The sequence below is a fragment of the Herbivorax alkaliphila genome, assembly GCF_030848475.1.
GTDB lineage: Bacteria > Bacillota > Clostridia > Acetivibrionales > Acetivibrionaceae > Herbivorax.
On record NZ_JAVDDS010000013.1, the window covers coordinates 20,213 to 34,020 of the forward strand.

Below are 13,808 nucleotides of genomic sequence, written 5' to 3' on the forward strand. Positions count from 1 at the left end.
AAGCTATTTTTAAACAACTATAGTTTGCTCTCTTTCTTTTCCTACACCAATAAGCTTAATCTTTACTCCAACAATCTCTTCTATCCTTTTTAGGTACCTTTTTGCGTTAACAGGAAGGTCTTCAAATGTTTTTACATTTGAGATATCAACATCTCCCCATCCTTCAAACTCTTCATATACAGGAATACATTTTTCAAGTTTTTTTAGGCTGCATGGAAAACCACTTATTGTATTGCCATCTTTTTTGTAGGCTACACAAAGCTTGATGTTCTTTAACTTTCCAATTGTATCAACATGATTAATTGCAAGCCCTGTAAGTCCGTTTACCCTTGCAGCATACTTTATCATAACAGCATCCAGCCAGCCACAACGCCTTGGTCTTTTAGTTGTGGTACCATATTCAGCTCCAAGTTCTCTTATTGTATCACCAATATCATTGTCCTGTTCAGTAGGGAATGGTCCAGCTCCAACCCTTGATGTATAAGCTTTAAGCACTCCATATACTTCATCAATATAAACAGGCCCAATTCCTGCCCCTGTACAAACTCCACCTGCAATTGGATTTGAAGATGTAACATAAGGATAGGTTCCAAAATCAAGGTCAAGAAATGTGGCTTGAGCCCCTTCAAACAATATGTTCTTTTTGTTATCCATAGCATCAAAAATAACACTGTTTATATCACATACCTGATCTTTTAATAGCCTTCCATACTCTAAATACTCTGATATTATTTCTTCCTCACTAAGTTTCTGACCTTCGTATACTTTTTCAATAATTAAATTTTTAATCTCCAAATTCTCTTTTACTTTTTCAATAAAAGTTTCTTCATCTATAAGATCACACATCCTAATTCCTGATCTTTCAGTTTTATCAGAATAACATGGTCCAATCCCTCTTTTAGTTGTTCCAATAGAATTAGCACCTCTAAGCTTTTCCTGCAATTCATCTAGTAATTTATGATATGGCATTATAACATGAGCTCTGTCACTGATTAAAAGCTTGTCAGTACTTACACCCTTGTTGTTTAAATCCCTCATCTCTTTTAAAAGTACTTTTGGGTCAACCACAACTCCATTACCAATAATACAAGTTTTTCCTCCATGTAATATCCCTGATGGTATAAGATGTAATGAATACTTTGTACCATCTGCCACTATTGTGTGTCCAGCATTATTCCCTCCAGAAAATCTCGCCACTAAATCAGAGCTTTTAGCCAGCATATCAATATACTTACCTTTTCCTTCATCTCCCCACTGAGTACCCACCACTATTCTGGTAGCCATTTTACCAATCCCCCTATTCTCTAAAACAGACCAAAAAAATTCTCATTGCTCTGTATATTTTCACTTTACCATGTTTATTTAACGTTCTCCTCTCCCTAAAGAAAGAAGGTTTCTTGCTTTAGGGAGCTACTTAATGCAAACTTTCTAAAAGAGCACAGTCGGTATTCCCAACCGAATTCTTAATAAAACCTCGTCTTATATCACCCACTTTAAAGAAGGTGCTCTACGGCGAAGCTGATAATAAAATCACAAATGACACTAACTGTAAACAGCAAAATAAGACATCAATATTTCTTATTGCTGTCTATAACCAGATGTCTTATTTTTAAACAAAGTTAACATTTTTTATTATATAATTATTCACCTTTTTTAGCAAAGTAATCATTTAACTCTTCAACAAGCTTGTCAGCATCTATTCCATGAACTACACATGCCTGTGCAATGCTCTCTCCTGAAGCAGCTGGACAACCCAAGCAGTGCATTCCATTTTTGTTAAATATAGGTGCCGTACCTTTGTCTAACTTTAAAACATCTGAAATTATCATATCCTTATTAACTTTACTCATATATATCCCTCCAAATTTTATTTTCTTTTTTTCTAATACAACTTAAACTTTTATTGCACTTTAAGCCGACATGTACAATTAAATTGCAACAGTGTTTATTATACACTAATATGTAGAAAAAATATACCCCTTAATTTCAAATACAAAGTTCCATCTCTAAAGTAATATGCGTGCCTAGCTAACTGGTTTTGTTAAAACTAAAAACTTTTTTAAAATTATTCAATTATAAGTTCTATACTTTTTCTTTCCAATTTCATACATGTCATTTCCATTGCTATCAATTATAACAACTGCTGGGAAGTCTTTTACAGTCAATTTCCTTATGGCTTCAGCCCCTAATTCAGGAAAAGCAATTATTTCTTCTTTAATTATTGTTTGAGCAATTAAAGCCCCCGCTCCTCCTATTGCTCCTAAATATACTGCTCCATACCTTTTCATAGCATCTATTACCTTTTCACTTCTCAAACCCTTTCCAATCATCCCTTTAAGACCTAGCTTTATCAATTCTGGTGCATATGCATCCATTCTGCTACTGGTTGTTGGACCAGCTGAACCTATAATTTCACCAGGCTTTGCCGGGCAAGGGCCTACATAGTATATAACTTGATTTTTTATATCAAAGGGCAAGCTCTTTTTTTCATTTAGGAGAGTTATCATTTTTTTATGAGCAGCATCCCTTGCAGTATAAACAACTCCACTAATATTAATTATATCTCCTGCCTTTAATTTTTTTACAGTTTCCATGGTTAATGGGGTTTTTATAGAGTACTTCATAATTTCTCCCTTCATAAAAACACAATTTTTATCATTTAGAGTTCACTCACTGTGGTATGCACAAATACTTTCTAAATTGTAGCTTCTGCATGTCTTGTTGCATGACAGCTCATATTTACTGCCACTGGAAGACCTGCAATGTGAGTTGAAAAAACTTCTATATTAACTGCCAGTGCAGTGACAATGCCACCAAGACCTGATGGCCCAATTCCCAGTGAATTGATTTTATTTAATATATCCTTCTCAACACATCTTATATGTTCTAATTCACTACTCCTATTAACAGGGCGAAGCAAGGCTTTTTTGGCCAAAATAGCTGCTTTTTCCATAGTTCCTCCAATACCCACTCCTACAACAACAGGAGGACATGGATTTGGCCCTGCTTTATCAACTGTCTCAATTATAAATTTTTTTATTCCTTCTATGCCATCAGAAGGTTTTAGCATTTTTAAACTGCTCATATTTTCACTTCCAAAGCCCTTAGGAGCCATGGAAATTTTTATTTTATCACCATCAACAATATTATAGTAAATTATAGCTGGAGTATTGTCTCCAGTATTTATCCTTTCAACAGGATCTTTTACTACAGACTTTCTCAAAAAACCTTTTTCATATCCCCTTCTTACACCTTCATTTATCGAATTCTCCAAATTTCCTCCAACTATATGAACATCCTGACCGATATCCAAAAAAATCACAGCCATCCCTGTGTCTTGACATATGGCCATTTTTCTTTCTGCAGCCAGTTTAGCATTTTCAATAAGTTTTTTTAAAACATCAATACCTGTTTGAGATTTTTCAACCTTCAAAGAATTTTCAAACTCATTTATAACATCATCGTTTAAATAATAATTTGAATGGATACATAGTTTTTCTACTTCCTCAGCAATTTGATTAACATGAATAGTTCTCATCTTATCCTCCAGCCTTTTAAATACTTTAACTTTACTAACAACATTATTTTATTATATCAAGTCCAATTATGCAATATATAGGTGTATATATTAACGGCAAAGAACAGATGTGTAAATAATATTTATCCAATATACAATGTAATCTTATGTATTATTTAATAATCTTCATGCTAGTCAAGAGTTTTTTAACAAATGTTTTATATTTTAATTTTAATTGAGTTTATACAACTTTACTCTTTACAATAAATATGTTAATATTACTTTTGAGTTTTCACATTAATATTTTAATACATACTACGATTAGATTAGATGTTTCTCTTAAAAACTTGCTTTAAACTTTTTTTTAAGGGAAAATCTCTATATAGAAAGGGGTTTTAAAGTTGGGTTCTCCTCAAAACATAATGGTTTGTGTTACACAACAAATCACATGTGAACGATTAATTTTAAAAGCGGCAGATTTAAGAAATGAATTAAAGGGTGACCTTTTTGTAATACATGTTGCCAAAAATGAATGGAATTTTTTAGATAATAGCCAAGAAGGAGAGGCACTAGAATATCTTTTTAAAATTTCAAAATCAGTAGGTGCTAATCTCTCTGTCTTGAAATCTGATAGTATAACCGAGTCTATAGTGAATTTTGCAAAAGAAAATAAGATAACTTATATTGTAATGGGGGAATCCCCAAATGATCATAAGGAAAACAAATTTTTTACCGAACTAAAAGCTTTACTTCCTGACATCGAAATTTATGTCGTTCCTCAAATGTAGCATGGTTTTTAATTGATTTATATTCAAGGATTTTGTTGTTTTTTGTTTTATATGTAAATTGCAGTTGTTTTCACATTGGAATGACACATTATTTCATAAAAATATCGCCAAAAGCCTTGACTTTATGCTGTTTTCATTATAAAATAATGTCGAATTCCAAAATTAGGAGGTTGTGTATATGAACAAAACAGATTTAGTGAACTCAATTGCTTCTAAATCAGGTTTAAGCAAAAAGGATAGTGAAGCTGCTTTAAATGCATTTATTTCTTCTGTTGAAGGAGCATTACAAGATGGTGAAAAAATTGTTCTTGTTGGTTTCGGTTCTTTTGAGGTGAGAGACAGGGCTGCTAGAAAGGGAAGGAATCCTCAAACAAAAGAAGAAATCACAATCCCCGCATCTAAAGCTCCTGTATTTAAAGCAGGAAAAGGATTGAAAGATATTATTAACAAGTAAAATGTTAAGATATTAAATGTTAAAGACCTGCTCAAAAGAGCAGGTCTTTAACATTTCCCCATTGCAATTCTTATTTTGTCAGCCATCATGGCTATACACTCAGAATTAGTAGGCTTACCTTTGTTATAGTTAATGGTATAGCCAAACAGGGAATCCATTGTATCAGGATTACCTCTTGCCCATGCACTTTCAATTGCATTGCGTATTCCTCTTTCCACTTTTTGTGGAGAAATATTGTGCTTTTTTGCAACTGCTGGATAAAGTGTTTTAGTAATGGCTCCAAATCCCTTTGGATTTTCAACAGCTTTAATGATAGCTTCTCGCAAATACTGATATCCTGCCATATGTGGTGGGATACCAACTTCATGCATTAAATTTGTAACTTCAACTTCAACATTAAAAGAGCGATCGTTTTCATTAGCACAGGTTAATTCAGAATTTCTTACAACAGGCTTATAAGAAAAAGCTGTCATATATTTTTCTTCATACAGTTGTCTGACTCTTGTTATTAAAACCTCTATATCAAAAGGTTTGATTATGTAATATTCTGCACCAAGGGAAACAGCTTTTTGTATAAAAACATCCTTTCCTATTGCAGAGAGCATTATATATATTGGTTTGCGTTCTATTTCCATAGTAGATAATCGCTCTAAAACTGCCAGACCGTCTAAATTGGGCATTATAACATCCAGTATAACAACTGCAGGCTTTAAAGAAACTATCATATCAATAGCTTTCAAACCATCTTTTGCAATACCAACTACGTCTATATCATCATGCTGATTCATATACTCTTTTAATAATTCTGCAAACTCTACATTATCGTCAGCAATTACAACAGTAATTTTACCCTTCATTTTCCTTCCGCCTTCTAGTATATATAATCTTTATTACTCCCTAAAAAATAATCTTAAAATAATTTTCAAGACTTTTTTCTCCTCTTTATACTATTATAATATAATATTCAATAAAATAATACTATTATTTGCATTTTTAAGTGACAAACTCCATATCTGCACCTGAACTGTTCATTAGTTGAACGTACTCAGGAAAAGTAACTTTAATTGCCTCAGCAGTATCTATAACCGTTTCATCAACAGCATTTAACCCTGCTAAACTAAGTGCCATAACAATTCTATGATCGTCATATCCATTTACTCTACAGCCCTTAAGATCACTTTTTTTAATAACAAGCCCATCTTCTAATTCCTTTATATCAGCTCCCATTTTAGTCAGTTGCTCACACATAACTTTTATTCTATCAGTTTCTTTCAATCTTGCCTGAGGCACATTAACAAGCCTTGTCTCTCCTTCTGCAAAACAGCCTGCAACAGCCATTGCTGGAAGGGCATCAGGAATTGCATTCATGTCTATTTCCCTTCCCTTTAAACCATTACCCTTCATACTAATGCTTTGACCTTTAACTTTTACACAGGCTCCCATATCTTCAAGTATTGAAAACACCTCTTTATCTCCTTGAGGATCATTAATATCCAAATTATCAAGAACAAACTCGCCACCTGATATAGCTGCCTGTACAGCAAAAAAAGTGGCTGAAGAAAAATCTCCCGGAATGGTGATATTTATTGGACGATACCGTTGCCCACCCTTTAAATAAAAAGATCTATAATTGTTGTTTTCATACTTTATTCCAAGCTTATCTAGCCACCACAGTGTAATGTCCACATATGGAATTTCATTTAGCCTTGTAATTTTAATTTCTGTATCTTTTTCAAAAACAGGTGCGTTTATAAGTAATGCTGAAAGGTACTGAGATGTAACAGAATCTAAATTTGTAACTCCTCCCTTGATTTTTCCCTTTACAACAACTGGTGCCATTTCATTATTCCTAGTTGAAAAAGCCTGTGCTCCTAAATTATTTACAGCAGACAATAATGGGCCTAGAGGCCTTTTTCTTATCTGATAGTCCCCTGTAAAAACTGAATACCCTTCACTTAAGGCAGCTGCAACTGTTCCAAATCTCAATGTTGTACCTGAGTTTCCTACATTTATAACATCTTCAGGTGTAAAAGGCTTTGAATCAAAACCTTCTATAATATATTTGTCTTCAAATATTTGGATTTTAGCACCTAACGCCGTGCAAACATCAACTGCAGATGCTGAATCGCTTGAACTCAATGGATTCTTAATTTCTGACCTACCTCCTGCAAGAGAAGCAAAAAACAATGCCCTTATTGTATGAGATTTTGAACCAGGTATTTTAACCTTTCCGCCTGCATTTGATTTTCTCACCTTTAGTATCATACTACGTTCTCTCCTTTCTACCATCCTACTATCTATTACTCTGCCTTAAAATACTTAAAGCTTTTTATATTCTAAAGCAGTTAAGATGTTCACTTTTATTTGTTATTGTAAAAGTAATTTTTTTATCTCCAATATATATTCTAATATAATAAATGGTTATAGACAAACTTTTATTATTATATATTATATCACTTACTAAAAATATGTGTTAAAATATTACTATAGTATGTTTTAAAATTATACTTAAAATCATAAAATAAGGGTATATATAACCTGTAAAAAATAATAAGTAAGGATGTAATTTATATGGATGGAACTATATTGATTATCGATTATTACGAATATGAAAGAGAAAAAATAAAAATTACTTTTGACACTATTGGAGAATTTGATTTTATTGAAGTAAAAAACTCAAATGAATTTTATAATCTTAAGGAAATTCAATCCGATATTTCTCTTATAATTTTAGATATAGAATTTCCAGTAGCAGAAGAGGGATTTGAAATTCTGTCTTCGATAAAGTCAAAATCAGCTACTTCTGATATTCCTGTAATTATAGTGACAAAAGCAGACAATAGAAATCATCGCAAAGCTTCATTAAAATTCAATGTGCGAGATTATATAATAAAACCATATAGAACACAGCGCCTTAGAAACTCAATTAGAAGCGTTTTGAAAATTGATCAAAGCTTCAGGTATAACATAGACAGCGCAAATGTTATAACATTATCTATTGAAGACTATATAACCAAAGAATTTAAAATTGCATCCCGTGCTAATAAAAGTCTTTCAATAATCCTTATTACTCCAATACACAGTGACAAGAAAGACACAGTTACGCAGGTTAATTCAGAATTTATGAGCAATGTGTATAATTCTGTTATTGAAAGGGTAAAACTCTCTTCAAGGTATACAGATACAGTTATACTAAATGAAAATAAGGATATTTTAGTGATACTGCCCTTTACAAATGCATCTGGATCATCAAAAGTGGTTGAAAAAATAAAAATTAGCATTTCTGAAGGCTTAAAGCAATTACATGCCGACTTCAATGAGCTTTTTTATACTGTATATTCAACTTTCCCTGATGACGGCAAAAACTTTCAAGAATTAATTAAAAAAGCAATTAAACAGATAGAAGATAAAATAATGCTTGAAAAAATAACCTCAATTGGAGAAAATGCATTAGATGAAGCTAGAAATAAGTATAATAAATTTAAAATATAAAATAGAAAGGAAGTACTATGAAAGAAATTGAACTTATTGCTACATGTGCCGCTGGTATAGAAGCTATGGTAAAAAAAGAAGTAACAAACTTAGGTTTTAAGGATATAATAACTGAAAATGGAAAAATCTCTTTCAAGGGAAATCTCTCCAGCATTGCTAAAGCTAATCTTAACCTAAGATGTGCTGACAGGGTGCTACTTAAAATAGGAGAATTCAAAGCACTCTCCTTTGAAGAACTTTTTGAAAAGACAAAATCACTCCCTTGGGATGAATGGATAACTGCAGACGGCAAATTTACAGTTTTAGGCAAGTCAGTGAAATCAAAGCTTTTTAGCATATCAGACAGTCAGGCTATTGTAAAAAAAGCTGTTGTTGAAAAACTAAAATCAAAATATAATGTGGATTGGTTTAAAGAAACAGGCCCTGAATATACAATTCAGGTATCACTTTTAAAAGATATTGCAACTTTGACTATAGACACAAGTGGTACAGCACTTCACAAAAGGGGATATAGAGAAAAAATTGTGACGGCACCTATTAAAGAGACTCTTGCCTGTGCAATGATTATGATAAGTTATTGGAACAAAAGCAAGCCTTTACTGGACTGTTTTTGCGGTTCAGGCACCATTCCCATTGAAGCTGCACTTATAGGAAAAAACATTGCTCCAGGTCTTAATAGAAGCTTTGCTTCTCAACAATGGCCTGTTATAGGTAAGGATATATGGAAAGAAGAAAGGCGTATTGCCTTTAGTGCAATTGACCAAGATTTAGATTTAAAAATCTATGCATCGGATATTAGTCCTGAAGCTATAGAATTGTCAAAAGAAAATGCCTTTGAAGCTGGTGTTGATGATTGTATAGAGTTTTTTACCAGCGATTTTAAAGATGTCAAATTAAAAGATAAGTACGGTGTAATAATATCTAATCCCCCATATGGAGAGCGAATTAGTCAAAAGAAAGAAGTAGACAATTTATATAAAGAATTGGGCAAGACTTTTGAAACTTACAGCACTTGGTCAAAGTACATCTTAAGCTCTGTAGAAGAATTTGAAAATTTATATGGCAAAAAGGCAAACAAGAAAAGAAAATTTTATAATGGTAATATAAAAGTTGATTACTATCAATTTTTTGGACCAAAACCACCAAGATGATTTGTGTTAAGTTTAATCACACAATATGCGTAAAAAGCTAGCACTAACAAACTTGCTAGCTTTTTCTTTATTCACAGATTTCTCCCTATATGATTTTTTGCTACATAATTATAATTTATAGTTTACTAAAATTTAAAAAGGTATTTTCCAAGTACATGATTAAGTGGAACGCAGCCTATTTCTCTACTGTCATCGCTGTAATTTCTATTATCACCCATTACAAAAACATGATCTTCTGGTATTGTAATAATCATATTAGGAGCACTATATTCACACATAGGTTCATTAATATATGGCTCATCTAAAATCTTGCCATTTAATAACACCTGACCATCTTTAAATTCTAATGTATCTCCAGATTTTGCTATAACTCTTTTAATCCATAGAATTTGTTCTGGTTCATCTTTTAAAAGGTTTGAAATAGCATTATGTTTGATGCTGTCCATAATATCATCTTTTATTGAACGTGCTCTTTCAACACGACTGTCAATTATAACAATGTCTCCATAATCAGGCTCATTTCCCAAAGTATGCATAAGCTTGTTTACAATTACTCTATCGTTTTGAGTTAATGTGGATTCCATTGATATTCCTTTAACTTGGGTAGGTTGAAGAATAAAAATGTTTATTGCAAGGCCGAATATAACTGCTAGAACTATATAGGATGACCAACTTAGTACTTCTTTAAAAACTTTTTTCATAAATTGTTACCCCCTTAAATTTTGTTAATATGTTGGTATTATACCATAATAATATGAATAATTTGTAAACAGAAAAAAATTAACTTGGAAATTCATTTTATTAAGTCTCATTAAATTTTTCTAGTACAACATATAGTAATAATTTAAATACTGGCTATACTATTTTATGAGGTGATTAAATTGCTAAATAATTTATTAATGGAAAAACTCATATCAAGAGATGCAAGTGTAACAATGGAAAACGTTCTATGTAATTCAAAATCAAGCAGTGGTGGTGAAGAAGACCTTAACTTTCTTAAATGTCTTATTGACAACAAACTGCTTGAACAGGAAGAAAAAATTTTAAAAAGAACAAATATAGACTTCAATGAGGCACTGTACGAAGAAAAATATCCAAAAATGAAATATGAAAGCTCTAGACATTATTTTTGTCGTGCCATAATTCAAGATGAATTGCAAAAATTAGGGATTAGCACTACCTATGGCTCAGAAGCAGGTAACTTAAATATTCTTCGTACAAGTAGCAACTATGATATAACAGCAGAGGATTTAAGCTTCCTTATTGATATAGGTCTAACACCTGCTCGAAATTATTTTAAAGGTCTTACAGATTTTAAAGTTAAAAATTATCTTATTTCTACTTATTTTGATGACTACATGGATGAAATAATATTTTGCAGCCTTAAAAGAAATGATGATGAATCATTTCTTGAAGCAGTTAAAAATTATACTGCTATTAATTAATTTTTCAAAGTTTTAAATTTCTTCTTTAAAACTTTTGTCCTAATTAAATAAAAGCTCGAAACTCCTTTATTTCAAAGGTTTTCAAGCTTTTTATTTTCATCAAGTGTCAAAAATGAAATTATATATATATAAACTCTGTACTTTTCTAAATTTAACTGCTTTTATTCCGCATCTATTGCATTTTGGGCAAACTCTGTGTCTACTATATCTTCAAATGGAACTTCTTTTGTTAACTCCCCTGCCTCTTTCATTACTTCTTGCAAAAGATCAAAAGCTTCTTTTTTCATAACTGGATCACTGCTCCATGCATCATTTTCTTTGTACCTCTGTGCAACTTTTATTAAAATATCCTCATCTGCATCTGGAAAAGAAGGCATTATAGCCTCTGCTATTTCCTCAGGAGTATGATTTTGAACCCACTGTTGTCCTTTATATACTGCATTTGTGAATTTTTGAATCAAATCTTTATTTTCTTCTATGTAACTCTTTTTTGCAAAGTACGCTGTATAGGGTATCTCTCCACTTTCCCTACCAATAGACGCTAAAACATATCCTCTTTCTTCTTTTTCAAGCATAGATGCTGTAGGTTCAAACAAAGTTACATAATCTCCCTGTCCGCCAGTAAAGGCTCCCGCCATCAATGCAAACTGCACGTTGGTATCAACAACTAAATCTTTTTCAGGATTTAATCCATTCTTTTTAAGTACATATTCTAATGTCATATAAGGTACGCCGCCTTTTCTGCCACCAATTACAACACTGTCTTTAAGATTTTCCCATTTAAAATCATCTTCAGGCTCTCGCCCCACAAGAAATGAACCATCTCGTTTGGTAAGCTGAGCAAAGACCTTTGCAAAATCTTCACTGCCTTCATTGTATACATATATTGCAGCTTCTGGTCCAGCAAATCCAATGTCTGCCTGGTCTGACAAAACCGATGTCATAACTTTGTCTGCTCCCTGACCTGTTGTAAGTTCTATTTCCAATCCTTCCTCCTCAAAGAAACCTAAATTTAAAGCCACATATTGGGGAGCATAAAAAACTGAATGGGTAACTTCATTTAAACGCACCTTTTCATAATCATTTTCGCCACATGCACAAAATGAAAGCACCATTCCTGAAATCAAGCCAAAAATCAATAGCAATTTTGGTTTGTCAGCTTTTCGACCTGTCTTTCTAAATAAAAAAAACTTTTTCATACTAACACACCTCCAAAATCAGTATATTCTTTCTCTTAGTAATAGGTGAATTATAAATGCATTGAAGTATTTACAGCCTCTAGACTGCGAAACTTTAGTTTCTGGGGTTTTTATCCTTTCATTAAATACACCCTTTTACTTGGATTTGACAATAAATCTTTCAAATAAAGCTACCATCTGATACATTAATGTTGCCGCTATAGATAGAATTAATACACTGGTCATAACCAAATCAAGCTGAAATACCTGACCACCATAGACAATAAGATAACCTATTCCTGATCTAGATACTAAAAATTCTCCTACTATTACACCAACCCAAGATAATCCTACATTGACTTTAAGAGCATTGACAATAACAGGCATAGAAGAGGGCAGTACAACTTTAGAAAGTACTTGGAGCTTGCTTGCACCAAAAGTTTTAACAAGCTTTATTTTATCCATATCTACTGACTGTAATCCATTTAAAACTTCAAGTATAGTCACAACTATAGATATAGACATGGCTATCACTACTATTGCAGCAGGTCCGGCCCCTATCCAAACTATAAAAATAGGTCCTAACGCTATTTTAGGTAAACTGTTTAGTACAATAAGATATGGCTCCATAACCTTTGAGAGAAAATCCGACCACCACAGAATAATAGCTATCGTAGTACCAAGCAATGTACCTAACAAAAATCCTATAACTGTCTCTGTACAAGTGACTCCAATATGTTTAAAAAGCTGTCCCTCATTATAAAGATTTAAAAAAGTTCTCATAATCCTTGACGGCTGGCTTGTTATAAATGGATCTATAATCTTAAAATTTGCAGCTACTTCCCATAATACAAACAGCAATACTACCAGAGCAATTTGTGTAAATAATATAAATAGTTTACGAAGCTTTATTTTTCTTAAATATTCTCTGTGATCCTCTGATATCAATAACTTTTTGGAACTAAACATGAACATCAAGCTCCTTCCATATCCTATTAAAGTAATCTTTAAATTCTGGTGCATCTCTTGATGCTAATGGACTTTTCTCTTTTGTTGAAAGTACAATATCATGTATACTTTTTACAGTGCCTGGTCTTTTTGAAAGAACCATAACTCTGTCTGACAAGCTTATACTTTCAGCTATATCATGAGTAACAAGTATTGCTGTTTTGTTTTCTTTTTTTATTATTTTAAATATGTCATCAGCAACAGAAAGCCTTGTTTGATAATCCAATGCAGAAAAGGCCTCATCTAAAAGAAGTATTTCTGGTTTTGAAGCAAGTGTTCTTATGAGGGCAGCCCTTTGTCTCATGCCACCTGATAACTGTGATGGATATTTGTCTTTAAATTCACCAAGACCATAGGTATCTAAAAGATTTAATACATATTTTTTGTTTTCTTGTGAAATATTTTTTCTGATTTCAAGTCCTAAAAGTACATTTTTCACAATATTTCTCCATTCAAAAAGATGGTCTTTTTGAAGCATGTAGCCAACCTTTTCTGACATCCCTGAAACAGGACGGTCATTTAATAGAATTTCGCCAGAAGATGGTTTGATAAGACCTGCTATAAGAGAAAGCAACGTTGATTTTCCACATCCACTAGGTCCTACAATACTAAAAAACTCACCTTTGTTTACAGAAAAATTAATATCAACTAAAGCATCTGTCTCTCCATTTAATGAATGATACTTCATAGAGACATCCTTAAGTTTTACAATACTGTTCACTTTAAGCACCCCAATTTTAGGCCTTTATAACAGTATATTATTTATTTTATTTAA

General features: G+C 32.3%; 15 protein-coding genes. 5 read left to right on the plus strand and 10 right to left on the minus strand.

Going from position 1 to position 13,808, the window contains the following annotated elements; genetic code table 11:
• Positions 1-9: 9 nt before the first annotated feature.
• The 4 genes from RBH29_RS06550 to RBH29_RS06565 all read right to left on the minus strand — a co-directional run bounded on the left by RBH29_RS06550 (position 10) and on the right by RBH29_RS06565 (position 3,538).
• A complete protein-coding gene (locus RBH29_RS06550) occupies positions 10-1,284 on the minus strand; it encodes an adenylosuccinate synthase (RefSeq protein WP_306695968.1) in 1,275 nt (424 codons plus the stop codon).
• Positions 1,285-1,640: 356 nt separating this feature from the next.
• A complete protein-coding gene (locus tag RBH29_RS06555) occupies positions 1,641-1,850 on the minus strand; it encodes a DUF1858 domain-containing protein (protein ID WP_306695969.1) in 210 nt (69 codons plus the stop codon).
• 219 nt (positions 1,851-2,069) lie between these two features.
• A complete protein-coding gene (locus RBH29_RS06560; protein WP_306695970.1) occupies positions 2,070-2,624 on the minus strand; it encodes a Fe-S-containing hydro-lyase in 555 nt (184 codons plus the stop codon).
• Between the two features lie 71 nt (positions 2,625-2,695).
• Positions 2,696-3,538, minus strand: a complete 843-nt coding sequence (locus tag RBH29_RS06565; RefSeq protein WP_306695971.1) for a fumarate hydratase — start codon at positions 3,536-3,538, stop codon at positions 2,696-2,698.
• A gap of 401 nt (positions 3,539-3,939) precedes the next feature.
• Here RBH29_RS06565 and RBH29_RS06570 point away from each other — a divergent pair, with 401 nt between their 5' ends.
• Positions 3,940-4,305 carry an adenine nucleotide alpha hydrolase family protein gene (locus RBH29_RS06570; RefSeq protein ID WP_306695972.1) on the plus strand — a complete coding sequence of 122 codons (366 nt, stop codon included), beginning with the start codon at positions 3,940-3,942 and terminating at the stop codon, positions 4,303-4,305.
• A gap of 178 nt (positions 4,306-4,483) precedes the next feature.
• On the plus strand, positions 4,484-4,759 hold the full coding sequence (locus RBH29_RS06575; RefSeq protein ID WP_306695973.1) for an HU family DNA-binding protein: 276 nt from the start codon (positions 4,484-4,486) through the stop codon (positions 4,757-4,759).
• Positions 4,760-4,806: 47 nt separating this feature from the next.
• Here the strand turns inward: RBH29_RS06575 and spo0A are convergent, their stop codons facing one another.
• Both spo0A and aroA read right to left on the minus strand, forming a co-directional pair.
• Positions 4,807-5,616, minus strand: a complete 810-nt coding sequence (gene spo0A / locus RBH29_RS06580) for a sporulation transcription factor Spo0A (protein WP_306695974.1) — start codon at positions 5,614-5,616, stop codon at positions 4,807-4,809.
• A 136-nt stretch (positions 5,617-5,752) separates the two neighbouring features.
• Complete coding sequence (aroA, locus tag RBH29_RS06585; RefSeq protein ID WP_306695975.1) at positions 5,753-7,024, minus strand: 3-phosphoshikimate 1-carboxyvinyltransferase; 1,272 nt, start codon at positions 7,022-7,024, stop codon at positions 5,753-5,755.
• Positions 7,025-7,330: 306 nt separating this feature from the next.
• On the opposite strand from aroA, the gene RBH29_RS06590 reads away from it, so the two are divergent.
• On the plus strand, positions 7,331-8,251 hold the full coding sequence (locus tag RBH29_RS06590) for a response regulator (protein ID WP_306695976.1): 921 nt from the start codon (positions 7,331-7,333) through the stop codon (positions 8,249-8,251).
• 17 nt (positions 8,252-8,268) lie between these two features.
• Positions 8,269-9,402, plus strand: coding sequence for a THUMP domain-containing class I SAM-dependent RNA methyltransferase (locus RBH29_RS06595; protein ID WP_306695977.1), 1,134 nt, complete (start codon positions 8,269-8,271; stop codon positions 9,400-9,402).
• A gap of 125 nt (positions 9,403-9,527) precedes the next feature.
• Here the strand turns inward: RBH29_RS06595 and lepB are convergent, their stop codons facing one another.
• On the minus strand, positions 9,528-10,103 hold the full coding sequence (lepB, locus tag RBH29_RS06600; RefSeq protein WP_306695978.1) for a signal peptidase I: 576 nt from the start codon (positions 10,101-10,103) through the stop codon (positions 9,528-9,530).
• 180 nt (positions 10,104-10,283) lie between these two features.
• Here lepB and RBH29_RS06605 point away from each other — a divergent pair, with 180 nt between their 5' ends.
• Entirely contained in the window at positions 10,284-10,847 is a 564-nt protein-coding gene (locus RBH29_RS06605) for a hypothetical protein (RefSeq protein ID WP_306695979.1), read from the plus strand.
• A gap of 161 nt (positions 10,848-11,008) precedes the next feature.
• On the opposite strand, the gene RBH29_RS06610 is transcribed toward RBH29_RS06605, so the two are convergent.
• From RBH29_RS06610 to RBH29_RS06620, 3 genes are all read right to left on the minus strand, one after another.
• Complete coding sequence (locus RBH29_RS06610) at positions 11,009-12,046, minus strand: ABC transporter substrate-binding protein (protein WP_306695980.1); 1,038 nt, start codon at positions 12,044-12,046, stop codon at positions 11,009-11,011.
• A 135-nt stretch (positions 12,047-12,181) separates the two neighbouring features.
• On the minus strand, positions 12,182-12,994 hold the full coding sequence (locus RBH29_RS06615; protein WP_306695981.1) for an ABC transporter permease: 813 nt from the start codon (positions 12,992-12,994) through the stop codon (positions 12,182-12,184).
• On the minus strand, positions 12,987-13,754 hold the full coding sequence (locus RBH29_RS06620; RefSeq protein ID WP_306695982.1) for an ABC transporter ATP-binding protein: 768 nt from the start codon (positions 13,752-13,754) through the stop codon (positions 12,987-12,989). The genes RBH29_RS06615 and RBH29_RS06620 overlap by 8 nt, the downstream gene beginning before the upstream one ends.
• Positions 13,755-13,808: the final 54 nt, after the last annotated feature.

Excerpts from the sequence above, each read along its gene's own strand:
- RBH29_RS06550 (WP_306695968.1), bottom strand. The coding sequence starts at position 1,284 with ATGGCTACCAGAATAGTGGTGGGTACTCAGTGGGGAGATGAAGGAAAA.
- RBH29_RS06555 (WP_306695969.1), bottom strand. The coding sequence starts at position 1,850 with ATGAGTAAAGTTAATAAGGATATGATAATTTCAGATGTTTTAAAGTTA.
- RBH29_RS06560 (WP_306695970.1), bottom strand. The coding sequence starts at position 2,624 with ATGAAGTACTCTATAAAAACCCCATTAACCATGGAAACTGTAAAAAAA.
- RBH29_RS06565 (WP_306695971.1), bottom strand. The coding sequence starts at position 3,538 with ATGAGAACTATTCATGTTAATCAAATTGCTGAGGAAGTAGAAAAACTA.
- RBH29_RS06570 (WP_306695972.1), top strand. The coding sequence starts at position 3,940 with ATGGTTTGTGTTACACAACAAATCACATGTGAACGATTAATTTTAAAA.
- RBH29_RS06575 (WP_306695973.1), top strand. The coding sequence starts at position 4,484 with ATGAACAAAACAGATTTAGTGAACTCAATTGCTTCTAAATCAGGTTTA.
- spo0A (WP_306695974.1), bottom strand. The coding sequence starts at position 5,616 with ATGAAGGGTAAAATTACTGTTGTAATTGCTGACGATAATGTAGAGTTT.
- aroA (WP_306695975.1), bottom strand. The coding sequence starts at position 7,024 with ATGATACTAAAGGTGAGAAAATCAAATGCAGGCGGAAAGGTTAAAATA.
- RBH29_RS06590 (WP_306695976.1), top strand. The coding sequence starts at position 7,331 with ATGGATGGAACTATATTGATTATCGATTATTACGAATATGAAAGAGAA.
- RBH29_RS06595 (WP_306695977.1), top strand. The coding sequence starts at position 8,269 with ATGAAAGAAATTGAACTTATTGCTACATGTGCCGCTGGTATAGAAGCT.
- lepB (WP_306695978.1), bottom strand. The coding sequence starts at position 10,103 with ATGAAAAAAGTTTTTAAAGAAGTACTAAGTTGGTCATCCTATATAGTT.
- RBH29_RS06610 (WP_306695980.1), bottom strand. The coding sequence starts at position 12,046 with ATGAAAAAGTTTTTTTTATTTAGAAAGACAGGTCGAAAAGCTGACAAA.
- RBH29_RS06615 (WP_306695981.1), bottom strand. The coding sequence starts at position 12,994 with ATGTTTAGTTCCAAAAAGTTATTGATATCAGAGGATCACAGAGAATAT.